Raw genomic sequence first — 22,881 nt, forward strand, 5'->3', positions numbered from 1 at the left:
TACCTCTTAAGCCAGACGCGGGTTAACTTTATCGGCATCGATATTGAATTTGGTGATCGCGTCGGCCACCACGTTCTTCTCGATCTCGCCGCGTTTAGCCAGCTCACCCAGCGCGGCGACCACTACATAAGATGCATCCACTTCAAAGTGATGACGCAGGTTTTCACGGCTGTCAGAGCGACCAAAGCCATCGGTACCCAGTACGCGATAATCGCTGGCCGGGACGTAGCTACGAACCTGCTCAGCGAACAGTTTCATATAGTCGGTTGACGCAACAGCAGGTGCCTCGTTCATCACCTGAGCGATGTAAGGTACTCGCGCTTCTTCTGTCGGATGCAGCATGTTCCAGCGCTCACAATCCTGGCCATCACGCGCCAGTTCAGTGAACGAGGTAACACTGTAGACATCAGAACCGATACCGTAATCTTTCGCCAGGATCTGTGCAGCTTCACGCACATGACGCAGGATAGAACCTGAACCCAGCAGCTGCACTTTGCCTTTGCTGCCGTCTACCGTTTCCAGCTTATAGATACCCTTGCGGATACCCTCTTCCACGCCCTGCGGCATGGCAGGCATGTGGTAGTTTTCGTTCAGCGTGGTGATGTAGTAGTACACGTTCTCCTGCGCTTCGCCATACATACGCACCAGACCATCATGCATGATGACTGCGACTTCATAAGCGTATGAAGGATCGTAAGAGATACAGTTCGGGATAGTCAGCGACTGAATGTGGCTGTGACCATCTTCATGCTGCAAACCTTCACCGTTCAGGGTAGTACGACCGGAGGTGCCGCCGACCAGGAAGCCGCGCGCCTGTTGGTCGCCCGCCAGCCACATCAGATCGCCGATACGCTGGAAGCCAAACATCGAGTAATAGATGTAGAACGGGATCATCGGCAGGTTGTTGGTGCTGTAAGAGGTCGCCGCAGCCAGCCAGGATGAACCTGCGCCCAGTTCGTTGATTCCTTCCTGCAGAATCTGGCCTTTCTCGTCTTCTTTGTAGTAAGCCACCTGCTCGCGGTCCTGTGGCGTATACTGCTGACCGTTCGGGCTGTAGATACCAATCTGACGGAACAGACCTTCCATGCCAAAAGTACGCGCTTCATCAGCAAGAATAGGAACCAGACGATCTTTGATCGACTTGTTCTTCAGCATCACGTTCAGGGCACGCACAAAGGCGATGGTGGTCGAGATCTCTTTGTTCTGTTCATCCAGCAGCGCACTGAACTCTTCCAGCGCTGGCATTTCCAGCTTTTCAGTGAATTTCGGCTGACGCGTTGGCAGGTAGCCGCCTAACTTCTCACGCTGACCGTGCAGATAAGCGTGCTCTTCTGAGCCTTTTTCAAAGGTCACGTACGGCAGTGATTCAATCTTGTCATCGGCAACTGGCACGTTGAAGCGGTCACGGATATAGCGTACGCCATCCATGTTCATCTTCTTCACCTGGTGAGCAATGTTTTTGCCTTCCGCAGTGTCGCCCATACCATAACCTTTGATGGTATGGGCCAGGATGAGTACCGGTTTGCCTTTGGTATCCTGCGCTTTTTTCAGTGCCGCGTAGATTTTCTTGGGATCGTGACCGCCACGATTCAATGCCCAGATTTCATCATCGGACAGATCTTTAACCAGCGCTGCGGTTTCCGGATATTTGCCAAAGAAGTGCTCACGCACATAGGCACCATCACGGGATTTAAAGGTCTGGTAGTCACCGTCAACGGTTTCATTCATCAGCTGAATCAGCTTGCCGCTGGTATCTTTGCGCAGCAGCTCATCCCAGCGGCCGCCCCAGATGACTTTGATCACTTCCCAGCCCGCGCCGGCAAAGATGCCTTCCAGCTCGTTGATGATCTTGCCATTACCGGTAACCGGGCCATCCAGACGCTGCAGGTTGCAGTTGATGATGAAGACCAGGTTATCCAGTTTTTCACGGGTGGCGATAGTGATCGCACCTTTGGATTCAGGCTCATCCATCTCACCATCACCCAGGAAGGCGTAAACGGTCTGCGCAGAGGTATCTTTCAGACCACGATGTTCCAGATATTTCAGGAACTTCGCCTGATAGATAGCCGACAGCGGGCCCAGACCCATTGATACGGTCGGGAACTGCCAAAATTCTGGCATTAATTTCGGGTGCGGATAAGAAGAGAGACCTTTACCCTCAACTTCCTGACGGAAGTTATTCATCTGATCTTCAGTCAGGCGACCTTCAAGGAATGCTCGAGCATAGATGCCTGGAGAGATGTGGCCCTGGAAATAGACCAGATCGCCGCCATCTTTGTCACTGCGTGCGCGGAAGAAGTGGTTGAAGCACACTTCATAAATGGTGGCAGAAGACTGGAAGGAGGACATGTGGCCACCAAGTTCCAGATCTTTCTTCGATGCGCGCAGCACCGACATAATGGCGTTCCAGCGGATTGCGGAACGGATACGACGTTCAAGAGAGGTGTTGCCCGGATAGTCGGGTTCATCTTCAATGGCAATAGAGTTGATGTAGTTGCTGATTGCAGAAGATCCTGCAGCCACTTTTACGCCGCCTTTTCGGGCTGCACCCAGTACCTGATCAATCAGATACTGTGCACGTTCAACACCTTCTTCACGGATGACCGATTCGATCGCCTGTAGCCAGTCACGAGTTTCAATCGGGTCCACGTCATTGTGTAAACGTTCTGACATGGGTGTATTCCTTATCTGTGTCTAATACGTTGAATAATCGGGAGCCTGTTAAAGCAGATGCAGGCAGGCTCGTCGCACATGTCCGTACGATCTTTGTCGCACGTTATTCCTTACGTTGCTGTAAACGACGCAGGGAGCGTTCTCGACGGCTCTGCTCCCGACTTCTATCCAGCAAGATTTCCTCTATGAACGCCAGGTGACGGTGTGAAGCCTCGCGCGCTTTTTCTGGCTCACGAGCCACAATCGCCTCAAAGATTCTGGCGCGGTGACCGCTCACTTTTGCCAGCATTTCCCGGCGCGAGTAGAGCAATTCGAAATTCTGACGGACGTTTCGTTCCAGCATAGGGCCCATTGAGCGTAGCAAATGTAAAAGCACAACATTATGGGCCGCTTCTGTGACAGCGATCTGATACTGCATCACTGCGTCTGCTTCGGCGTCTAAATCGCCGCTGTCCTGCGCCTGCTGGATGTGCAGATGGCAGTCGCGTATGCGCAGCAGGTCTTCTTCGGTTCCGCGCAGTGCCGCGTAATAGGCGGCGATGCCTTCTAAGGCATGGCGTGTTTCCAGCAGATCAAACTGTGATTCCGGATGGTCAGCAAGAAGCTCAACGAGTGGATCGCTCAGGCTTTGCCAGAGATGCTCCTGTACGAACGTTCCGCCGCCCTGTCGGCGCAGCAATAATCCTTTGGCTTCTAAGCGCTGGATCGCTTCGCGGAGAGACGGACGTGAGACATCGAATTGTTTAGCGAGTTCGCGCTCAGGGAGCAGCTTCTCTCCCGGACGCAGTGTCCCTTCCATAATCAGGGATTCGAGCTGTTGCTCGATAGCGTCGGAGAGCTTAGGTTGGCGAATCTTACTGTAAGCCATCGTCCCTTCTTAATTAAGCCAATCGTCCAGAGTAAATTGGTAATACCAATTGCAACGAGGTGTCGGTAAAGTAACAAAGTATTCACCTTGTGTCTATATGGTGTCTGCCTTATTCACATCCCCCGAAAGCCTGTGCTGACGCTAACTTGCGGTTAAAAAAATGAAAATATGGCGTGACTGAAATTGTTAAATAAATTCACTTTTACCAAACCTTACACCCGTTAAGCGCCTGAGTGCAGCGGCAACCATAAGTGAACCCTATTCGTCATTATGGGAATTTCATGGCAGAAGTTTCTGTAGAAAGACGTGACCAGAACGGTGGTTTTTCAGTCAATGCTCAGCACGAAAGGCGAAAGCAGGTGCAAAGCGATTCGCTTATCACTATTCTTGTCGCCAGGGTAGCAGATGGCATCATTCAGCACGTCAGATACCGTAAAATAATCAATACGTTATTGTAACCACTTCATTACAGCGAACTGCGCTGCGAACGAAGAATAAAAACATCACGAGGTTTGTATGGAACAACAGCATGGCGAAGCGCTGAAACGTGGTCTTAAGAACCGCCATATTCAGCTCATCGCGCTGGGGGGTGCAGTGGGAACCGGCCTGTTCCTGGGCAGTGCATCGGTCATTGAATCCGCCGGACCGGCCGTTATTCTGGGCTATGCGATTGCTGGTTTTATTGCCTTTTTAATTATGCGCCAGTTGGGTGAAATGGTGGTCGAAGAGCCAGTAGCCGGCAGCTTTAGCCACTTTGCCTACAAATACTGGGGCAACTTTGCTGGTTTTGCTTCGGGCTGGAACTACTGGGTACTCTATGTACTGGTTGCCATGGCGGAACTCACCGCTGTAGGCAAATATGTTCAGTTCTGGTGGCCAGACTTTCCGACCTGGGCCTCGGCAGCCATCTTCTTCGTAATGATCAACGCCATCAACCTGACCAATGTGAAAGTGTTCGGTGAGATGGAGTTCTGGTTCGCCATCATTAAAGTGATTGCGGTGATTGGCATGATTCTGTTCGGTGGCTGGCTGCTGTTCAGCGGTCACGCGGGTCCGCAGGCTACCGTGCGCAACTTGTGGGAACAGGGCGGATTTTTCCCGCATGGCATCGGCGGTCTGGTGACGGTCATGGCGATCATCATGTTCTCGTTCGGGGGGCTGGAACTGGTGGGGATCACCGCCGCAGAAGCGGATAACCCGGAAGTGAGCATTCCCAAAGCGACTAACCAGGTGCTGTGGCGTATCCTGATTTTCTACATCGGTTCGCTGGCCGTGCTGCTCTCACTGATGCCATGGAGCCGCGTCACGTCAGAAGTCAGCCCGTTTGTTTTTATCTTCCACGAGCTGGGCGATGCCATGGTGGCAAATGCACTGAACGTGGTGATCCTGACGGCTGCCCTGTCGGTCTATAACAGCTGCGTTTACTGCAACAGCCGCATGCTGTTTGGTCTGGCACAGCAAGGTAACGCACCGAAATCGCTGATGAAAGTCGATCGTCGCGGTGTACCGGTGTTAACCATTCTGGTCTCTGCTGTTGCCACTGCGCTGTGTGTGCTGATCAACTACCTGATGCCCGGTGAAGCGTTTGGCCTGCTGATGTCGCTGGTGGTCTCTGCGCTGGTCATCAACTGGGCGATGATCAGCCTGGCGCACCTCAAGTTCCGTCGTAAGAAAGATCAGCAGGGCGTAACAACCCGCTTTAAAGCGCTGCTCTATCCGGCGGGTAACTGGATTTGCCTGATTTTCCTGGCGGCGATTCTGGTGCTAATGGCGACCACGCCGGGCATGGCAATCTCTGTCTGGTTGATCCCGGTATGGCTGGTGATTCTGGGGATGGGCTACTTTATTAAGAACCGAACACAAAAAGCCTGATGCTTTACCCCGTGCTGCGACCTCCTGGCGAGGTTACAGCACGTCATCTGCCATCCTGCCGCCTTATCTGGGGCACGATCCAGTTCACACTTCTTCCCCCGCGCCTGTTTTGTCCATCTTCATGACGGATTACTACCGTTCATCCCACTGATTTCCTGATAATAATTCCTGTTTACAGCGAATGTGCAGGATAAAAACATGCAAGGTGCAGCCCTCTCGTTTCGGGAAAAACTGGGTTATGGCATGGGCGATGCCGGATGCAACATGATCGGCGGTGCCATCATGCTGTTTCTGAACTACTTCTATACCGATGTTTTCGGCCTTGCCCCGGCGCTGGTAGGTACTTTATTGCTCTCGGTCAGGGTGCTGGATGCGGTAACCGATCCCATCATGGGCGCAATAGCCGATCGCACCCAGAGCCGCTGGGGCCGCTTTCGTCCCTGGCTTTTATGGATTTCCGTGCCCTATGTCCTGTTCAGCGTACTGATGTTTACCACGCCGGACTGGAGTTACCACAACAAGGTGATCTGGGCGTTCGCCACCTACTTCCTGATGTCGCTTACTTACACCGCAATTAACATTCCTTACTGTTCTCTGGGCGGCGTGATTACCAACGACCCTGGCGAGCGCGTCTCCTGCCAGTCATACCGCTTTGTCATGGTTGGTATCGCCACGTTGATACTTTCACTGTCGCTGCTGCCCATGGCAGAGTGGTTTGGTGGTGAAGATAAAGCGCGTGGCTACCAGATGGCGATGGCGGTACTGGCAACGATAGGTCTGGCGATGTTCCTGTTCTGCTTTGCCACAGTACGTGAACGTATCCGCCCTGCCGTGCCCAGCAATGATGACCTGAAAAAAGATCTGCGTGACGTCTGGAAAAATGACGAGTGGGTACGCATTCTGCTGCTGACCTTCTGTAACGTCTGCCCCGGCTTCATCCGCATGGCAGCCACCATGTATTACGTTACCTGGGTCATGGGCCAGTCAACTCACTTTGCCACGTTGTTTATCAGCCTGGGTGTCATTGGCATGATGGTCGGCAGCACGCTGGCGAAACTGCTCACCGACCGTTGGTGCAAACTCAAAGTCTTCTTCTGGACCAATATCGTGCTGGCGCTCTTCTCCAGTGCTTTCTACTGGATCGACCCCCACGCCACCGTGTTGGTGGTGGTCGCCTATTTTGTGCTGAACATCCTGCATCAGATCCCCTCTCCGCTGCACTGGTCATTGATGGCCGATGTGGATGATTACGGCGAGTGGAAAACCGGCAAACGTATTACTGGCATCAGTTTCTCCGGCAACCTGTTCTTCCTCAAAGTGGGACTGGCGGTAGCCGGTGCGATGGTCGGCTTTCTGCTGTCAATCTATGGCTATAGCGCGGGTGCAAAACAGCAGTCACCTGAGGCGATTAACGGCATCATGCTGCTCTTTACCGTCATTCCGGGCGTCGGTTATCTGATTACCGCAGGGGTGGTGCGGCTGATGAAGGTCGACCGCAAAATGATGCTCACCATCCAGCAGGATCTCGCCCTGCGCCGTGAAAACTTCCATGATTTACAGACTGTTCGCCTGCGCGACGGTGCTGCCACGCCAACCGGAGATGTAAAATGACCACAACCTGGCCGAATCCTTTTATCGAGCAGCGCGCCGATCCCTTTATATTGCGCCATGACCAGCACTACTATTTTGTGGCTTCGGTACCGAAGTATGACCGGCTGGAGGTCCGTCGCGCCATGACGCTGGCGGGCCTGCGCAGCGCCGAGCCGGTTGTCGTCTGGCGTAAGCCTGAAAGCGGTTCCTGCAGCGAATTAATCTGGGCACCCGAGTTGCACTACGTTGACGGCCAGTGGGTCATCTATTTCGCGGCAGCGCCGACGCGTGATACCAAAGAAGGACTGTTTCAGCACCGGATGTATGCGCTGGTGTGTGAGGCTGAAGATCCGCTGCAGGGCGAATGGCAGCCCTGTCGCCGGGTCTTCAGCCAGTTTGACAGCTTTTCACTGGATGCCACCCACTTCGTGCATCAGGGCAAAAACTGGTATCTGTGGGCGCAGAAAGATCCGGCGATTCCCGGCAACTCCAACCTCTATCTGGCTGAACTGGTAAATCCCTGGACGCTGAAAAGCGCGCCGGTGATGCTGAGCCGGCCTGAATATGAGTGGGAGTGCGCAGGGTTTAGCGTCAATGAAGGACCGGCTGTCATCTGTCACGGCGATCGGCTGTTTGTGACTTACTCCGCCAGCGCCACCGATGAAAATTACTGTCTCGGGATGCTATCGATAGCTGCTGATGCCGACCCACTCGATGTTGCAGCATGGCAGAAATCTGCGCGCCCGGTATTTGTCTCCAGCTGGGACAACCATCAGTATGGGCCGGGTCACAATAGTTTTACTCAGGATGAGGCGGGACGCGATGTGCTGGTTTACCACGCGCGTAGCTACACTGAAATTGAAGGCGATCCACTATGGGATCCGAACCGCCATACCCGACTGAAATATTTCAGCTGGCGGGAAGATGGCACGCCCGATTTTGGCGTGCCGCCTGCCGATTACACCAGCGTGCCGTAAATCGTCAGCAACGCGACGGCGACCACCAGAACCAGTGAAGTCCGTTTCGCTAACGCCACGGCAACCCGTGGCGTTTCAACTTTATCAGTGTGCGGATCGCGTGACAGCGAAAACTGCGCCAGGGTAGTCAGCACCTGATACTGAGAACGGTGACGATCAGTCAGCGAGGCAAACCAGGCAGGCAACGCCTTTTCCCCGTGGCCTAACAGGGCGTAAGCCACACCCGCCAGCCGCACCGGAATCCAGTCGAGAAGATGCAAAATCGCATCTACGCCCGATTGCGCACGCGCCATCGGCGTACCGTGTTTGGCCAGCCAGCTTTGCCAGGCTCGCAGAAAAGCGTACCCCACCAGCAGCACCGGCCCCCACGCTCCACCCACTACCAGCCAGAACATCGGCGCGAGATAGAAACGGAAGTTTATCCAGATCAGTGCATTTTGCAGTTCGCGCAAAAATTCGCGTTCGCTGCATTCAACCGGCACGCCATGAATCCGTGTCAGCTCAGCCGCCATCGCCTGATGCGCAGCGTCGTCGTCGTGACTGGCCGCTTTCAGGTAGCGGTGGTAGTGCTGCCGCATCGAGCCAGCACCGATACAGAGCAGCCCGGCAACGATCCAAAACAGCAGCTGCAGCACGCCAAACAGCAACCCTTTCAGACTCCAGACCACCAGCGCGGTCAGCGCCATCGCCAGCACGGTCATCAGCAGGGTACACATCATTGAGAAACGGCGACGAGGGCGAAAGATCGGCTCCAGCCGGTGTTCGAGCTGCCAGTGCTCGCCCAGTTTAAACAGGCGCTCCCAGCCTAAAACCAACAACAAGGTAAACAACGTCATACTGACCCCGCAAAAATCAGGATTTTTGCTGCGTTAACAGCTGCTTGTAGTAATCCCAGTCAAAAGCCGGTCCGGGATCGGTTTTGCGTATCGGTGCGATGTCGCTGTGCCCCGTGATACGTGAAGGCGTTAACGGGTAATGTTGCAGCAGCAATTGCGTCACTTGCTGCAAGGCCCGATATTGTGCCCCGGTATAAGGTTCGCTGTCTGTCCCTTCCAGCTCGATACCTATAGAGAAATCGTTGCAGTTTTCACGTCCCTTAAACTGCGAAATGCCCGCATGCCAGGCTCGTTTATCAAAGGAGACATACTGCACAATCTCTCCGTCACGACGAATCAGGCAGTGTGCTGCTACTTTCAGCGCGGCAATATCCGCAAAATAGGGATGGGCATCGGGTGGTAGTGTGCCGGTAAACAATTTATCGATCCACGGCCCGCCAAATTCACCGGGTGGCAGACTGATGTTGTGAATGACCAGCAGCGAAGGCGCCTCATTATCAGGGCGTTCATTGCAATGCGGCGACGGCATATGGCGCACGCCCGTCAGCCAGCCCTGTTTGATTTTCATACCGGTTTTCCTTGTTCCACCAGGCTGAGAATAGCATGAATAATAAAGGATTCTTGCCTCTTAATGTGGCGCTCTGGGGACATTAAATCGCCGTTTGTTAAGGATACTAAACAAAATACCATGCATGGCTGGAACCGAATGGGGGTTCGGGTTATTGTGACCCTCTCTGTCATACCCCTTTTTTTGGAGTTAAACATCTATGTCTCTGCGTGGTTATGATCCAGACAGTCGCCGTCAGGCGCTGATTGAACGCATTGAAAGTGACATTCCGGATGGTGTGGCACTGGCGTTAAAAGAGGATCTCGGTGGCGAGATCGATGCTGACCGCGATATTACCGCGCAGCTGTTACCCGCCGATGCGCAGGCCCATGCGCAGGTGATCACCCGCGAAGCCGGTGTTTTCTGTGGTAAACGCTGGGTTGAAGAGGTATTTATTCAGCTTGGCTCGAACGCGACGCTGAGCTGGCATGTTGAAGATGGTGATCAGATCGAGGCTGACCAGTTGCTGTTTGACATTGAGGGCCCCGCTCGCCTGCTACTGACCGCCGAACGTACGGCGCTTAATTTTGTGCAGACGCTCTCAGGTGTTGCCACCGAAGTCAGCCGCTATGTCGCGCTGCTGGCGGGAAGCCAGACGCAACTGCTGGACACGCGCAAAACCTTACCCGGACTGCGTACCGCACTGAAATATGCCGTACTGTGTGGCGGTGGGTCTAATCATCGGCTAGGTCTGTCTGACGCCTATCTGATTAAAGAGAACCACATTATCGCCAGCGGATCGATTGGTCAGGCGGTGGAAAGAGCACATTGGTTGCAGCCCGAGGTGCCAGTTGAAGTTGAGGTGGAATCGCTGGATGAGTTACGTCAGGCGCTGGAGGCCAAAGCAGACATTGTCATGCTGGATAACTTCAGCCTGGAAGCGATGCGTGCCGCCGTCGAACTCACTCAGGGCCGGACACTGCTGGAGGTCTCCGGTAACGTCACCGAAACCACTCTGCCGCAGATCGCCCTGACCGGGGTGGACTATGTTTCGGTTGGCGCACTGACCAAACATGTGCAGGCGCTGGATCTCTCGATGCGTTTCAAACAAAAACAGACTGCCTCACCGTAACCCAACACGGCGATTTTGCGACCCCGCTTCCGGCGCAGTTTCTACTGCGCTGCAATTCTGAAATCTGTTCACATCACGCTTTCCAGTTTGCCCATATCTGACTGTCTTTTACTGCCCTCGATTTTTAACCTGTCGCCTTCTTAATCAGGAGACGATGTGATGAATTATCAACGTGGATTTACGCTGGTTGAACTGATGATTGTAGTGGGGATTGTGGCGATCTTAAGTGCCATTGGCCTGCCCGCTTATCAAAATTATCTGCAGCGCGCTGCCCTCACGGACATGCTACAAACCATGGTGCCCTACAAAACCGCTGTTGAGCTTTGCGCCATGGAACGCGGCGGCCCGACGCAGTGCAAGGCCGGAGAGGCAGGTATTCCTGCAGCCAGAAAATCGCGCTATGTCTCGGCATTGAGCGTGACCAATGGGGTAATTACGCTGACCGGCCAGGAAAGTCTGAATGGCCTGAGCGTTGAAATGCTGCCAATCTGGGACAGTACTGATGGCGGCATCAGCTGGCAACGCAGTTGTACCAGCAGCAACACCAGCCTGCGTGACAATTGCCGGGAACAGTTCCGTTTTGCAGATAAAGGAGCCAGCGATGCACAAGCCTGATGAGGCGATCGCGGCAGTATGTCAGCGCTACCGCGCCCTGGTTTTGCACCATGATGCCAGTCATTTATGTGTTGCCGTTGCGGAGAGCGTGCCACCCGGGCTGGCTGAAGCGCTCCATTTCGCCAGCCAGTGTCAGATTGAGATCGAATGCTGGCCGCAGGCCCGGCTCGACCAGCGCCAGCACGCTGACAAACCACTGGTAGCGCGCGAAGAGGCACCCACAGAGTCAGCGATTGAGGCAACCCATTTGATCCTGTGTCAGGCACTGGAGCGCCGCGCGTCAGATGTGCATATCGAACCCTGCCATGATGGTATGCGGGTGCGACTTCGTATCGATGGCGTACTGCATCCTCTCTCCTCACTGCCTGCCACACAGCCTGCGGCGCTGCTGGCGCGACTGAAGATCCTCGGCGGGCTGGATATCGCTGAACGCCGGTTACCGCAGGATGGTCAGTTCAGCCTGGATATCGCCGGAAAACCCGCCTCGTTCCGCCTGGCGACCTTACCCATCTACGGGGGTGAGAAAGTGGTGGTGCGGCTTTTGCAAAGTGAAAGTGAGGCGCTGTCACTGGATAAGCTCGGCTTACGCGCTGCGCAATTGCGCCTGTTCTGCGCCGCGCTGGCCCAGCCACAGGGACTGATTCTGGTCACCGGCCCCACCGGCAGCGGCAAGACGTTTACGCTTTATAGCGGCCTCAGCGCGCTGAATACGCCGGAAAAAAATCTGTGCAGCGTTGAAGATCCGATTGAGATCCCGCTGCCCGGCATTAACCAGACGCAGATCCATACCAAAAATGGCCTCGATTTTAACCGCGTGCTGCGGGCGCTACTGAGACAGGATCCGGACGTGATCATGGTGGGGGAGATTCGTGATGCTGAAACAGCGGAGATTGCGGTTAAAGCAGCGCAGACCGGACATCTGGTACTTTCGACGCTGCACACTAACTCTACCGCAGAGACTCTGACCCGACTGCGACAGATGGGAATTCCCGGTTACCTTCTGGGGTCGGCGCTGAAATTGATCGTTGCTCAGCGCCTGGTTCGACGCCTCTGCCCCCATTGCCGTCAGCCCGCCCAGACGGTGGCGCACTATCCTCCGGAACTCTGGCCCGGGACCTTGCAAACCTGGCGGGCACCAGGCTGCGACCACTGCTTTTCCGGCTATTTTGGCCGGCTGGCGCTGTTTGAACTGCTGCCGATAAATGCCAGGCTGCAAAATGCGATCGCCGCCGAAATGCCGCTGGAGAATCTGCTTAATCTGGCGAAACAGCAGGGATTGCGCACCCTGCAAGTTTCCGGCCTGGAAGCGGTAAGCCGGGGCGATACCTCGCTGGAAGAGATGCAACGAGTGATTGGGCTGGATGATGACTAATGCGGCTTTATTTCGCTGGCAGGCGGTCGATAGCCAGGGCCAGTTGCGCAGTGGTCAGCTACTGGCTATCGACGGTGACAACCTGCTGCTAATGCTGGCGCAGCGCGATCTTCTGCCGGTGAGCTGGAAGCGAGAAAAAGTCTGGCGACAGCGGGATTGGAAGTGGCAGCACAAAACCGATTTGATTCGCCAGCTGGCAACCCTGCTCAAAGCGGGTCTGCCGCTGGCAGAGAGTCTCGCTTTGCTGGCTGAGGGCCATACTCATGCAGGCTGGCGGGCTCTGATGCTCGCCCTGCATCATCGGGTACTTAGCGGTGCCCCTTTTTCACAGGCTTTACGTGAATGGCCTCAGATTTTTCCGGCACTCTATCCGGCGCTGATGGAGGTGGGCGAACTGACCGGTCAGTTGGATATCTGTTGCAGTGAGTTGGCCCAGCAGCAGATCCGGCAGCAACTGTTATGGCACCAGGTCGCAAAGGCGCTTCGCTATCCTCTGTTCATTCTGCTGGTGGCGATTGCGGTCACCTGCGGCATGCTGCTGTTCGTTCTGCCAGAGTTCGTTGCTGTTTATGACTCCTTTGATGCGCCCCTGCCCGCCTTTACGACAGCGGTAATGCAGTTATCTGCCGCGCTTCAGGCGTGGGGCGGTGTGTTAGCCATCGGCGTTTCGCTGATGCTGGCGGCCTGGCATCAGCTACGACGACGTTCTGCGGGCTGGCAACGCCGCGAGCAGGCGTTTTTCCTGCGTATCCCACTGCTTTCCAGGTTATGGCGTGGCACGCAACTGACGCAAATCTACACCATACTGAATCTCACGCAGCGCGCTGGGTTAACCCTGCTACAGGGACTGGCTGCTGTTGAAGTGACGCTCTCATCATTGCTATGGCGGGAAGCCATTATCGGACTGCAGCAGCATATTGCTCAGGGGAGTCCTCTGCATCAGGCGTTGATGCATCATCCGCTGTTCACACAATTATGTGGTCAGCTAGTTCGCGTAGGCGAAGAGGCGGGCGCCCTGGATTTGATGCTGGCACGTCTGGCGGAATGGCATGAGGCAGAAACCCGAGAGCGCGCTGACACGCTGGCCGCTTCGCTGGAACCGATGATGATGGTGGTGATTGGCGGCATTGTCGGCACGCTGGTGATTGCGATGTATCTGCCGGTATTTGGGCTGGGTGATGCAATGCATTAAGGGGCGCGAGCTGCGCCCCAAATGACTATCGGTTGAAAACGCGATTTTCCTGCTCATTAACCCGAATAAATGTGGTGCGCTTGGTCAGCTCTTTCAGACGCTCCGCCCCCACATAGGTGCAGGCGGAACGCAGTCCACCCAGAATATCGCGCGCGGTGTCAGCTACCGGGCCACGTAATGGCAGCTTCACCGTTTTACCTTCAGCTGCACGATATTGCGCTACCCCGCCGACGTGACGCTTCATCGCCGATTCGGAACTCATGCCGTAAAACAGCATAAAGTTTTCGCCATTCTCTTCGACCACCTGCCCTTCACACTCCTCATGTGCCGCCAGCATGCCACCTAGCATCACGAAGTCGGCTCCGCCGCCAAAGGCTTTCGCGATATCGCCCGGCACTGAACAACCGCCATCACTGACAATCTGACCGCTTAAGCCATGCGCTGCATCGGCACATTCAATGACAGCGGAAAGCTGCGGATAACCCACGCCGGTTTTTACCCGGGTTGTACAAACCGAACCCGGGCCAATGCCGACTTTGACGATATCCGCGCCAGAAAGAATCAGCTCTTCCACCATTTCGCCCGTTACCACGTTACCGGCACAGATGGTTTTAGCCGGGAAGGTTTCACGGGCACGCTGCAGAAAGTCGACAAAATGTTGTGAGTAACCGTTGGCCACGTCAATGCAGATAAACTGCAGATCGTCTGAAAGCGCCATAATAGCGACCAGTTTACTGAGATCGGCCTCTGATGTGCCGGTTGAAACCATCACCTGTTTCAATACAGTCGCGGGCACGCGCTCAATAAAGGCGCGCCACTCATCTACGCTGTAATGTTTGTGGACTGCGGTGAGGATATTGAAGCTGGCCAGCGCTTCGGCCATTAAAAATGTGCCGACCGTATCCATGTTGGCAGCGATGATCGGTACGCCACACCATCCCTGACCCGAATGTCTGAAGATAAAGCGGCGTTCAAGCTCAACCTGTGAGCGACTTTGCAGCGTGGAGCGTTTGGGGCGGATTAAGACATCTTTAAAGCCCAGTTTTAAATCTTCTTCAATACGCATAAAAAGTGTCCTGGTAAGTGGCAATGAATCGTAGTTCACGAAGTAAGCACAGCTCCAGTGACGTTATGATACGCGCCTCTCGCTGCGCGACAAGACTGCGAATTTCACTTTATTTACGCTACAATCCACTAAATTTAGTTGTGCTTTATCGGTGTGATCTGACACGCATTTTTGCGTTTTTTATTCAGATCATTACCCTAAAGCCATGTCGAAAAGAGAAGTCAGGTGAAAAACATGCCTTATATCGTCGCGCTTACAGGGGGGATCGGCAGTGGAAAAAGTACGATTGCCCAGGCATTCGCAGCGTCTGGCGTGGAAATTATTGATGCTGACCTGATCGCTCGTGAAGTTGTTGAACCTGGCACGCCTGCTTTGCAGGCCATCCAGGCACGGTATGGTGCGTCGATAGTAACGGAACAGGAGATGCTTGATCGTGCCCGGCTTCGCGAGATTATTTTTCAACAGCCGGAAGAGAAAGACTGGTTAAACGCGTTACTGCATCCACGGATTAACGCCCGGACGCGACAGATGATCGCTGGAGCCACCTCACCTTATGTGATCTGGGTGGTGCCGCTACTGGTGGAAAATCAGTTACAGCACCAGGCTGATCGGGTACTGGTGGTGGATGTTGATGAGGCAACGCAGTTAGCACGTACCCAGCAACGTGATCATCTTTCCGTCGAGCAGGCGAAACGTATTCTTGCCGCACAGGCCTCGCGTCAGCAGCGCCTCGTCTGTGCCAATGATGTTATTGATAACAGTGGCGAGCCTGACGACGCCTTGCCACAGGTTGCCGAACTCCATCAGCGCTACCTCAGGCTGGCGGCAACGAAACAGGATTAATACCATGAGCACACCCGTTCTTTTTGAACACCCACTGAATGAAAAAATGCGAACCTGGTTACGGGTTGAATTTTTGATCAATCAGTTAGATGAAACCACTCCCTTGGATAAAACCGTTAGTGCGCTGACCTTTTTTCGCCTGGTTGGTGAGTTGCTCGACATTTTCGAGCGGGGTGATATGCGTACAGAACTGTTGAAAGAACTTGAGCGTCAGCAGCAAAAGTTACGTGCGTGGGCTGATGTGCCCGGCGTCGACATGACGCTGGTTGACGCTCTGCGCGATAAGCTCAAAATTCAGTCAGCCCAATTGATGAATGCACCGCGTATGGGGCAGCAACTCCGTGAGGATCGTCTGATTGCCCTGGTACGCCAGCGGCTGAGCATCCCTGGCGGATGCTGCAGCTTTGATCTGCCGGGTCTGCACATCTGGCTCCATCTGCCCCAGGAAGCACGCGATGCGCAGGTCGAAGCCTGGATGAAGACGCTGGAGCCCCTGCATCATGCGCTGGCGATGATATTGGATCTTATCCGCCAGTCCGGCGCATTCCATGTGCAGACCAGTCTCAATGGTTTTTATCAGGATAATGCTGAGGGTGCCGATCTGCTGCGACTGCAGTTGTCACTGGACGATGCGCTCTATCCACAGGTGTCCGGGCATAAAAGCCGCTACGCCATTCGTTTTATGCCACTTGATAGTGAGCGTGGTGACGTTCCAGCCCGCCTTAATTTTCAACTGGCCTGTTGTTAGAGGTAAACATGCAGCAAGAAGTGATGACTGTTTCCTGTCCGCAGTGCGGAAAAGATGTAATCTGGGATGAGCTCAGCCCGTGGCGCCCCTTTTGCAGTAAGCGCTGCCAGCTCATTGATTTAGGCGAGTGGGCTGCAGAAGAGAAGCGCATTCCCAGTAGCGACGATATGAACGACAGTGACAACTGGAGCGAAGAAGATCGTTGATAGCCGGATGGGGCGCGCAGCCCCATCCGATCAGAGTTCGCCGGCGATCAGACGCGCAATCAGCTGATGATTCGCAGGCGGAAACTCATCCGCCACCAGTGCGTGCTGATCAACCCACCGCTGCGGCTGGCCCTCTTTGCCCCACGGCTCGCCTTTCCACCCTTCAACCAGAAAGAAATGTAGCGTTACGCGCAGATCGTCGTAGCTGTGGTCAGCATGACCAATCGGGCGAGCCTCAGTGACTTCAATTCCGGTCTCTTCGTGGAGTTCCCTTATCAGTCCCTGCTCTGCGCTTTCGCCCGCTTCAATCTTACCGCCAGGAAACTCCCACTTGTTCGCCATGTAAGAGGTCGCCGCGCGCTGGGCAAGGAAAATTTGTTTATTGGCATTGCGAATGATGCCAACTGCAACCTGCAGGTGCTTCATGGAGAATATCCGGTAGTCATAGGTAAATGAAGGCTGATTTTAGAACATGCTGTAGCGGAAGTTAACCGCTTTAGCTCAGCGCTGGCACAGATGCTAAGGTGGCAAATACCATAAAAAAAGGAGCCAGCGGCTCCCTTTGATTAGCATTCAGTCTCAGGCGATACGGCCATGACACTGCTTGTACTTTTTACCAGAACCACATGGGCAGGGATCGTTGCGGCCCACTTTGCGTTCGCCACTCTGCTCCGCCACAGGCTCTGCTGCCAGCAGATCCTCTTCAACATGGCTCAGCTGCTGTTGCTGTGCCAGACGTTCAGCTTCTTCACGACGTTGTTGCTCCATCGCTTCCACTTCTTCTGGCATGCGCACCTGGACCTTGCTCAGCGTACTGATCACTTCATATTTCAGTGATTCAAGCATCGCGGCAAACATGGAGAACGATTCACGCTTGTACTCCTGCTTTGGGTCTTTCTGTGCATAGCCGCGCAGATGGATACCCTGACGCAGGTAGTCCATCGCAGCCAGATGTTCTTTCCACAGCGAATCCAGCGTCTGAAGCATCACGCCTTTTTCGAAGTTACGCATCATATCCGCACCGACGATCTCTTCTTTGGCAGCGTAACTCTCCATGGCGTGGGTCATGATGCGATCACGCAGCACTTCTTCGTGCAGGTCGGGCTCTTTATCCAGCCATTCCGCAATTGGCAGGTTAAGATCGAAGTCAGTACGCAAACGCTCTTCCAGGCCTGGCACATCCCACATTTCTTCCAGCGACTGCGGCGGAATGTAAGTATCAATGGTGGCTTTATAAACATCCTGGCGAATGCTGTTGATGGTTTCGCTAACGTCAGACACATCCAGCAGCTCATTACGCTGACTGTAGATAGCGCGACGCTGGTCATTAGCCACATCATCATATTCCAGCAGCTGCTTACGAATATCAAAGTTACGGCTTTCAACTTTGCGCTGTGCATTGGCAATCGCTTTAGTGACCCATGGATGCTCAATCGCTTCGCCTGGCTTCATGCCCAGTTTACGCATCATATTTGACACACGGTCTGAGGCAAAAATACGCATCAGCGCATCTTCCATCGACAGATAGAAACGTGAAGAACCGGCATCACCCTGACGGCCTGCACGACCACGCAGCTGATTATCAATACGACGCGATTCGTGACGCTCAGTACCGACGATGTGCAACCCGCCTGACGCCAGCACCGCATCATGACGAACCTGCCATGCCGCTTTGATCTCTTCAATTTGCGCTTCAGTCGGCTCTTCCAGTTCGGCCACTTCAGCGTGCCAGCTACCACCCAGCATAATATCCGTACCACGTCCGGCCATGTTGGTGGCGATAGTAACCGCACCTGGCTGACCTGCTTGTGCCACGATATCCGCTTCGCGGGCATGGAATTTGGCATTCAGAACGTTATGTTTGATACCGGCACGGGTCAGTTCATTAGAAACTACTTCCGATTTTTCAATCGAAATGGTCCCCACCAACACCGGCTGACCATTGGCGGTGCGCTCACGAATATCTTCGATAATGGCATCAATCTTCTCTTTCTCGGTCATGTAGACCAGGTCAGCCAGATCTTTACGCACCATCGGACGGTTGGTCGGCACGACGATAGTGTCGAGCTTATAAATGGAACTGAATTCGAATGCTTCGGTATCTGCAGTCCCGGTCATACCGGCCAGCTTCTCGTATATACGGAAGTAGTTCTGGAAAGTGATAGAGGCCAGCGTCTGGTTCTCGTTCTGAATCTCTACGCCTTCTTTCGCTTCAATCGCCTGGTGCAGGCCATCAGACCAGCGGCGCCCCTGCATGGTACGGCCGGTATGTTCATCAACAATCACCACTTCGCCATCTTTGACGATGTAATCAACATCGCGAGTAAAGAGTGCGTGTGCACGCAGTGCCGCAGTGACGTGGTGCATCAGCATGATATTGGTCGGAGAGTAAAGTGACTCGCCCGCTTCCATAATGCCTTCGCTGACCAGCAGCTCTTCCACTTTCACCAGACCGCGCTCAGACATGTGTGCCTGACGCGCTTTCTCATCGACCCAAAAGTCGCCTTCACCCTGATGGGTTTCGGTATCTTCTTTGTCCTGGCGAACCAGATGCGGGATGATCTTGTTCACTTTGGTGTAAAGCTCAGAACTGTCTTCTGCGGGACCTGAGATGATCAGCGGCGTACGCGCTTCATCAATCAGGATAGAGTCGACCTCATCCACTAGCGCATAGTGAAGTTTACGCTGTACGCGTTCTTCCGGGCTGAAGGCCATGTTGTCGCGCAGGTAGTCGAAGCCATATTCGTTGTTGGTACCGTAAGTAATATCTGCGGCGTAAGCTTCACGTTTCGCCACAGCTGGCAGGCCCGACATGTTGATACCAATGCTTAAACCCAGGAACTCAAACAGTGGACGGTTGTTTTCCGCATCACGCTGTGCCAGATAGTCGTTGACGGTAACCACATGAACGCCTTTCCCGGATAGCGCATTCAGGTAGGCTGGCAGCGTTGCGGTCAGAGTTTTACCTTCACCGGTACGCATCTCAGCGATGCAGCGATCGTTTAGTACCATGCCGCCGATCAGCTGCACGTCGAAGTGACGCATTCCGAACACGCGTTTACTCGCTTCACGCACAGTAGCGAATGCTTCCGGGATCAGGCTTTCCAGTGATTCGCCTTTTTTCAGGCGTTCGCGGAACAGGTCGGTTTTAGCTTTCAGTTCATCATCTGTGAGCTTCTCAAAATCGGGCTCCATCTTATTGATGACGTCCACCACTTTGCGCATACGACGCAGCGTACGATCATTACTGCTACCAAAAACCTTGGTTAATATTTTGCTTAACATAATAAATATTTTCTCAATTCAGCCGGAGCATTCCGGACTGCGAAATCTAAACAGAGTGAATAAAACCAAAAATATTAGCAGAACAATCGGGCGGGTCCGGCGCGAATGCCATGCACGCTGGCATGCCATTCTACCCATGAGCGGATTAAGGCCGTGAAAAGAGGCGGCGTAGTGATCTGCTGCGGTACAGTGTGCAGCGCAGAATGCGATGTGAGTAGATCATGCAGTGAGTCGATCAGCGCCAGCTTTTGTGCAGCCAGCGGTAATGTCTGTTGCTCAGCCTGCGCCTGGGGCGCCAGCGTAAAAGAGAGATGACGAATAACGGTGCGAATAGCATGCTGATGCCAGTAATCCACACTGAAGCTCGGGCGTCGGGACGCTTCCTGAAGCCGGATCAGGTGATCAAAGCGTGTGGCATTGCCAAGAAAGAGACTACTGGCAGGCGACTCAGAGGAAGTGTTGAGTTCGGAGTTTTGCGCACAGGCTGGCAGGCCAAAACTGGCCGCTACCATCCCTAACAGGAGATGAGGCCAGAAGTAGCGTCTACCTAATTGTCGCCAGCGCAGAAGAATCCCGATCACAACCGTCCCATCGCGCATACTTTTTTGCGCTCTTGTTTTCGTGTACCCGCCGCGAGCCGCAACGGATTTCGGCCTGTAAAAGCGCCACAGATAGTATCATTAATATGGGGCATCCACACCTGGGATTAAAGTGGCGGCGTGAGAAAACGAGAGTGATTGTTCAGCAATTCAGCAGAAAAGACAACGGTTTGCGAACGAGGTCTCAGTCATCAGGCGTGTTACTTGAGGCAATAAAAAACGGCTGGCGCCGCTGACCGGAGAGGGTGTCAGCGTAACCAGCCGTTTCACGTTCTGGAGTAATTAAGCCAGAACCAGATTCGGTGCTTTGAATGCCAGCGGCAGTTCAGCTTCGTCTTCGAAGGTTGCCCATTCCCAGGCTTCCTGCTTAGCCAGAACCGCTTGCAGCAGCTTGTTGTTCAGCGCGTGACCCGATTTAAACGCAGTAAATGCGCCAATGATGTTGTGACCACACATAAACAAGTCGCCAATCGCGTCCAGCATTTTGTGACGGACAAATTCGTCCTCAAAACGCAGACCTTCTTCATTCAGTACGCGGAAATCATCAAGACCTATCGCACAATCTAAGCTACCGCCCAGGCACAGGCCTTTAGACTGCAGATATTCAATTTCACGCATAAAGCCAAATGTACGCGCCCGGCTGATTTGACGAACAAAGGCGTCAGCAGAGAAGTTCATTGCATAACGCTGGGAGCTGGAATCGATAGCCGGGTGTTTGAAGTCGATGGTGAAATCGAGCGAGAAACCATTAAATGGTTTGATCTCGGCCCATTTGTCACCCTCTTCCACACGCACGGTCTGCTTAACACGCACAAATTTCTTCGCGCTGTTGAGCTGCTCGATACCCGCATCCATCAGCAGATAGATAAACGGTGCTGCGCTGCCATCCATGATCGGGATCTCTGGCGCATCAACTTCAACAATAATGTTGTCAATACCCAGACCCGCCAGAGCGGCATTAAGGTGTTCTACCGTTGAAATACGCACGCCTTCATCATTCACCAGGCAAGTACTCAGCATGGTGTCGCGCACGTATTTTGCATCAGCCGGAAAATCTACCGGTGGATTCAAGTCGGTGCGACGATAGATGACCCCGGTATTAGCCGACGCAGGGCGTAATGTCAGGGTGACTTTTTTGCCGGTATGTAAACCAACACCAGTCGCCTGAACAATACGTTTTAATGTCCTTTGTTTGATCATCGCATTATCTCGCAGTATCACCTTTCCGACCGCTAGTATACTTTACCAGCGGACAGACACTTTAGCACAAAGAGCGGAGAATCCCAATTATAGGGTTAATCCTAGTCGGCCTGCTTACGTAAAAAGGCCGGAATATCAAGATAATCTGGCTCTTTGTTTGACTGTGCAGCCTGGTCGTTAACGACTTTGGCAGCCGGTTTCTGCTCCTGCGGCAGCGGGGACATACCGTGCTGCTGATAGCGATGATCCATCACTGGCTGACTGGCTGGCTTGTTAGTCACCAGGGTGATCTCAGGACGCTTGTCCATACCGATACCGGTTGCCACCACGGTGACGCGCAGTTCGTCATTCATTTCCGGATCCAGCGAAGTACCGATTACCACGGTCGCGTTGTCAGAGGCGAAGGCGCGGATAGTGTTACCCACGGTCTCAAACTCATCCAGACGCAAGTCGAAGCCCGCCGTAATGTTGACCAGCACGCCACGGGCGCCTGACAGGTCGATATCTTCCAGCAGCGGGCTGGAAATCGCCATTTCAGCGGCCTCTTCAGCACGATCTTCACCACACGCTACGCCTGAACCCATCATCGCATAACCCATTTCGGACATCACTGTACGCACGTCAGCAAAGTCGACGTTCATCAGGCCCGGACGAGTGATCAGCTCGGCAATACCCTGAACTGCGCCTTTCAGCACGTCATTGGCAGCACCAAAAGCATCCAGCAGGGAGATACCACGGCCCAACACTTTCAGCAGCTTGTCGTTAGGAATGGTAATCAGTGAATCGACATGCTTAGAGAGTTCAGCAATGCCCTGCTCGGCAAACGCCATGCGTTTTTTGCCTTCGAAGTTGAACGGCTTGGTGACAACAGCCACCGTCAGGATACCCAGATCCTTTGCCACTTCAGCGACCACAGGTGCTGCACCGGTACCGGTACCGCCGCCCATGCCTGCGGCGATAAAGACCATGTCTGCCCCTTCCAGCGCAGAACGCAGTGCTTCGCGATCTTCTTCTGCAGAGTTACGGCCAACTTCCGGGTTCGCACCCGCACCCAGACCCTTGGTAATGTTATTACCGATCTGAATGGTCTGGCCAACAGCTGTTTTACGCAGCGCTTGTGCGTCGGTATTCACAGCAAAGAATTCTACACCTTCGATACGTTCGCGTACCATGTGCTCTACGGCGTTACCGCCGCCGCCACCGACGCCGATGACTTTAATCACCGCGTCGTTGGTTAATTCCATAGGTTCAAACATGATT

At 53.9% G+C, this 22,881-nt stretch carries 21 protein-coding genes; 11 read left to right on the forward strand and 10 right to left on the reverse strand.

Annotation, left to right across the window (positions count from 1 at the left end; genetic code table 11):
* Positions 1-6: 6 nt before the first annotated feature.
* Both aceE and pdhR read right to left on the reverse strand, forming a co-directional pair.
* Positions 7-2,673: a pyruvate dehydrogenase (acetyl-transferring), homodimeric type gene (aceE, locus tag WFO64_RS16325; RefSeq protein ID WP_337013117.1), complete on the reverse strand. Its 2,667-nt coding sequence runs from the start codon at positions 2,671-2,673 to the stop codon at positions 7-9.
* A 103-nt stretch (positions 2,674-2,776) separates the two neighbouring features.
* Positions 2,777-3,541 carry a pyruvate dehydrogenase complex transcriptional repressor PdhR gene (gene pdhR / locus WFO64_RS16330; protein ID WP_337013118.1) on the reverse strand — a complete coding sequence of 255 codons (765 nt, stop codon included), beginning with the start codon at positions 3,539-3,541 and terminating at the stop codon, positions 2,777-2,779.
* Between the two features lie 281 nt (positions 3,542-3,822).
* Here pdhR and WFO64_RS16335 point away from each other — a divergent pair, with 281 nt between their 5' ends.
* The 4 genes from WFO64_RS16335 (at position 3,823) to WFO64_RS16350 (ending at position 7,980) form a co-directional block, all read left to right on the forward strand.
* Complete coding sequence (locus WFO64_RS16335) at positions 3,823-3,999, forward strand: hypothetical protein (protein WP_337013119.1); 177 nt, start codon at positions 3,823-3,825, stop codon at positions 3,997-3,999.
* A 58-nt stretch (positions 4,000-4,057) separates the two neighbouring features.
* Positions 4,058-5,413 (forward strand): aromatic amino acid transporter AroP, encoded by a 1,356-nt coding sequence (gene aroP / locus WFO64_RS16340; RefSeq protein ID WP_337013120.1) that lies wholly within the window; start codon positions 4,058-4,060, stop codon positions 5,411-5,413.
* A 198-nt stretch (positions 5,414-5,611) separates the two neighbouring features.
* Complete coding sequence (locus WFO64_RS16345; RefSeq protein ID WP_337013121.1) at positions 5,612-7,024, forward strand: MFS transporter; 1,413 nt, start codon at positions 5,612-5,614, stop codon at positions 7,022-7,024.
* Positions 7,021-7,980 carry a glycoside hydrolase family 43 protein gene (locus WFO64_RS16350; RefSeq protein ID WP_337013122.1) on the forward strand — a complete coding sequence of 320 codons (960 nt, stop codon included), beginning with the start codon at positions 7,021-7,023 and terminating at the stop codon, positions 7,978-7,980. The genes WFO64_RS16345 and WFO64_RS16350 overlap by 4 nt, the downstream gene beginning before the upstream one ends.
* Here WFO64_RS16350 and ampE read toward each other — a convergent pair.
* Together ampE and ampD are read right to left on the reverse strand one after the other, a co-directional pair.
* Positions 7,962-8,816: a beta-lactamase regulator AmpE gene (gene ampE / locus WFO64_RS16355; protein WP_337013123.1), complete on the reverse strand. Its 855-nt coding sequence runs from the start codon at positions 8,814-8,816 to the stop codon at positions 7,962-7,964. The genes WFO64_RS16350 and ampE overlap by 19 nt on opposite strands.
* 16 nt (positions 8,817-8,832) lie before the next feature.
* Positions 8,833-9,384 carry a 1,6-anhydro-N-acetylmuramyl-L-alanine amidase AmpD gene (gene ampD, locus WFO64_RS16360; protein ID WP_337013124.1) on the reverse strand — a complete coding sequence of 184 codons (552 nt, stop codon included), beginning with the start codon at positions 9,382-9,384 and terminating at the stop codon, positions 8,833-8,835.
* 199 nt (positions 9,385-9,583) lie between these two features.
* On the opposite strand from ampD, the gene nadC reads away from it, so the two are divergent.
* From nadC to hofC, 4 genes are all read left to right on the forward strand, one after another.
* A complete protein-coding gene (gene nadC, locus WFO64_RS16365) occupies positions 9,584-10,495 on the forward strand; it encodes a carboxylating nicotinate-nucleotide diphosphorylase (protein ID WP_337013125.1) in 912 nt (303 codons plus the stop codon).
* Positions 10,496-10,654: 159 nt separating this feature from the next.
* Positions 10,655-11,110 (forward strand): prepilin peptidase-dependent pilin, encoded by a 456-nt coding sequence (ppdD, locus tag WFO64_RS16370; protein ID WP_337013126.1) that lies wholly within the window; start codon positions 10,655-10,657, stop codon positions 11,108-11,110.
* On the forward strand, positions 11,097-12,482 hold the full coding sequence (gspE, locus tag WFO64_RS16375; RefSeq protein WP_337013127.1) for a type II secretion system protein GspE: 1,386 nt from the start codon (positions 11,097-11,099) through the stop codon (positions 12,480-12,482). The genes ppdD and gspE overlap by 14 nt, the downstream gene beginning before the upstream one ends.
* Positions 12,475-13,674, forward strand: a complete 1,200-nt coding sequence (gene hofC, locus WFO64_RS16380) for a protein transport protein HofC (protein WP_337013242.1) — start codon at positions 12,475-12,477, stop codon at positions 13,672-13,674. The genes gspE and hofC overlap by 8 nt, the downstream gene beginning before the upstream one ends.
* A 25-nt stretch (positions 13,675-13,699) precedes the next feature.
* Here hofC and WFO64_RS16385 read toward each other — a convergent pair whose 3' ends face one another.
* Positions 13,700-14,740 carry a GMP reductase gene (locus WFO64_RS16385; RefSeq protein ID WP_337013128.1) on the reverse strand — a complete coding sequence of 347 codons (1,041 nt, stop codon included), beginning with the start codon at positions 14,738-14,740 and terminating at the stop codon, positions 13,700-13,702.
* A gap of 234 nt (positions 14,741-14,974) precedes the next feature.
* On the opposite strand from WFO64_RS16385, the gene coaE reads away from it, so the two are divergent.
* Genes coaE through yacG form a run of 3 tightly spaced genes read left to right on the forward strand, consistent with a single transcriptional unit; the run spans position 14,975 to position 16,537 of the window.
* A complete protein-coding gene (coaE, locus tag WFO64_RS16390) occupies positions 14,975-15,583 on the forward strand; it encodes a dephospho-CoA kinase (protein ID WP_337013129.1) in 609 nt (202 codons plus the stop codon).
* Between the two features lie 4 nt (positions 15,584-15,587).
* Positions 15,588-16,331 carry a cell division protein ZapD gene (gene zapD / locus WFO64_RS16395; RefSeq protein ID WP_337013130.1) on the forward strand — a complete coding sequence of 248 codons (744 nt, stop codon included), beginning with the start codon at positions 15,588-15,590 and terminating at the stop codon, positions 16,329-16,331.
* Positions 16,332-16,339: 8 nt separating this feature from the next.
* Positions 16,340-16,537: a DNA gyrase inhibitor YacG gene (yacG, locus tag WFO64_RS16400; protein ID WP_136196541.1), complete on the forward strand. Its 198-nt coding sequence runs from the start codon at positions 16,340-16,342 to the stop codon at positions 16,535-16,537.
* A 30-nt stretch (positions 16,538-16,567) separates the two neighbouring features.
* Here the strand turns inward: yacG and mutT are convergent, their stop codons facing one another.
* From mutT to ftsZ, 5 genes are all read right to left on the reverse strand, one after another.
* A complete protein-coding gene (gene mutT, locus WFO64_RS16405) occupies positions 16,568-16,963 on the reverse strand; it encodes an 8-oxo-dGTP diphosphatase MutT (protein ID WP_337013131.1) in 396 nt (131 codons plus the stop codon).
* Between the two features lie 153 nt (positions 16,964-17,116).
* Complete coding sequence (secA, locus tag WFO64_RS16410; RefSeq protein ID WP_337013132.1) at positions 17,117-19,822, reverse strand: preprotein translocase subunit SecA; 2,706 nt, start codon at positions 19,820-19,822, stop codon at positions 17,117-17,119.
* A gap of 74 nt (positions 19,823-19,896) precedes the next feature.
* Complete coding sequence (gene secM, locus WFO64_RS16415) at positions 19,897-20,403, reverse strand: secA translation cis-regulator SecM (RefSeq protein ID WP_337013243.1); 507 nt, start codon at positions 20,401-20,403, stop codon at positions 19,897-19,899.
* 300 nt (positions 20,404-20,703) lie between these two features.
* The gene (gene lpxC, locus WFO64_RS16420) at positions 20,704-21,621 is read right to left on the reverse strand and encodes a UDP-3-O-acyl-N-acetylglucosamine deacetylase (protein ID WP_010253894.1); all 918 of its coding nucleotides are present in this window, start codon (positions 21,619-21,621) and stop codon (positions 20,704-20,706) included.
* Between the two features lie 101 nt (positions 21,622-21,722).
* On the reverse strand, positions 21,723-22,877 hold the full coding sequence (ftsZ, locus tag WFO64_RS16425; RefSeq protein WP_009092127.1) for a cell division protein FtsZ: 1,155 nt from the start codon (positions 22,875-22,877) through the stop codon (positions 21,723-21,725).
* Between the last annotated feature and the right edge of the window lie 4 nt (positions 22,878-22,881).

It is taken from the genome of Pantoea sp. AS142 (genome assembly GCF_037152305.1).
GTDB lineage: Bacteria > Pseudomonadota > Gammaproteobacteria > Enterobacterales > Enterobacteriaceae > Pantoea.

Excerpts from the sequence above, each read along its gene's own strand:
- nadC (WP_337013125.1), top strand. The coding sequence starts at position 9,584 with ATGTCTCTGCGTGGTTATGATCCAGACAGTCGCCGTCAGGCGCTGATT.
- secA (WP_337013132.1), bottom strand. The coding sequence starts at position 19,822 with ATGTTAAGCAAAATATTAACCAAGGTTTTTGGTAGCAGTAATGATCGT.
- yacG (WP_136196541.1), top strand. The coding sequence starts at position 16,340 with ATGCAGCAAGAAGTGATGACTGTTTCCTGTCCGCAGTGCGGAAAAGAT.
- WFO64_RS16335 (WP_337013119.1), top strand. The coding sequence starts at position 3,823 with ATGGCAGAAGTTTCTGTAGAAAGACGTGACCAGAACGGTGGTTTTTCA.
- gspE (WP_337013127.1), top strand. The coding sequence starts at position 11,097 with ATGCACAAGCCTGATGAGGCGATCGCGGCAGTATGTCAGCGCTACCGC.
- WFO64_RS16345 (WP_337013121.1), top strand. The coding sequence starts at position 5,612 with ATGCAAGGTGCAGCCCTCTCGTTTCGGGAAAAACTGGGTTATGGCATG.
- ampD (WP_337013124.1), bottom strand. The coding sequence starts at position 9,384 with ATGAAAATCAAACAGGGCTGGCTGACGGGCGTGCGCCATATGCCGTCG.
- hofC (WP_337013242.1), top strand. The coding sequence starts at position 12,475 with ATGACTAATGCGGCTTTATTTCGCTGGCAGGCGGTCGATAGCCAGGGC.
- ampE (WP_337013123.1), bottom strand. The coding sequence starts at position 8,816 with ATGACGTTGTTTACCTTGTTGTTGGTTTTAGGCTGGGAGCGCCTGTTT.
- zapD (WP_337013130.1), top strand. The coding sequence starts at position 15,588 with ATGAGCACACCCGTTCTTTTTGAACACCCACTGAATGAAAAAATGCGA.
- pdhR (WP_337013118.1), bottom strand. The coding sequence starts at position 3,541 with ATGGCTTACAGTAAGATTCGCCAACCTAAGCTCTCCGACGCTATCGAG.
- lpxC (WP_010253894.1), bottom strand. The coding sequence starts at position 21,621 with ATGATCAAACAAAGGACATTAAAACGTATTGTTCAGGCGACTGGTGTT.
- mutT (WP_337013131.1), bottom strand. The coding sequence starts at position 16,963 with ATGAAGCACCTGCAGGTTGCAGTTGGCATCATTCGCAATGCCAATAAA.
- aceE (WP_337013117.1), bottom strand. The coding sequence starts at position 2,673 with ATGTCAGAACGTTTACACAATGACGTGGACCCGATTGAAACTCGTGAC.
- coaE (WP_337013129.1), top strand. The coding sequence starts at position 14,975 with ATGCCTTATATCGTCGCGCTTACAGGGGGGATCGGCAGTGGAAAAAGT.
- aroP (WP_337013120.1), top strand. The coding sequence starts at position 4,058 with ATGGAACAACAGCATGGCGAAGCGCTGAAACGTGGTCTTAAGAACCGC.
- WFO64_RS16385 (WP_337013128.1), bottom strand. The coding sequence starts at position 14,740 with ATGCGTATTGAAGAAGATTTAAAACTGGGCTTTAAAGATGTCTTAATC.
- WFO64_RS16350 (WP_337013122.1), top strand. The coding sequence starts at position 7,021 with ATGACCACAACCTGGCCGAATCCTTTTATCGAGCAGCGCGCCGATCCC.
- ftsZ (WP_009092127.1), bottom strand. The coding sequence starts at position 22,877 with ATGTTTGAACCTATGGAATTAACCAACGACGCGGTGATTAAAGTCATC.
- ppdD (WP_337013126.1), top strand. The coding sequence starts at position 10,655 with ATGAATTATCAACGTGGATTTACGCTGGTTGAACTGATGATTGTAGTG.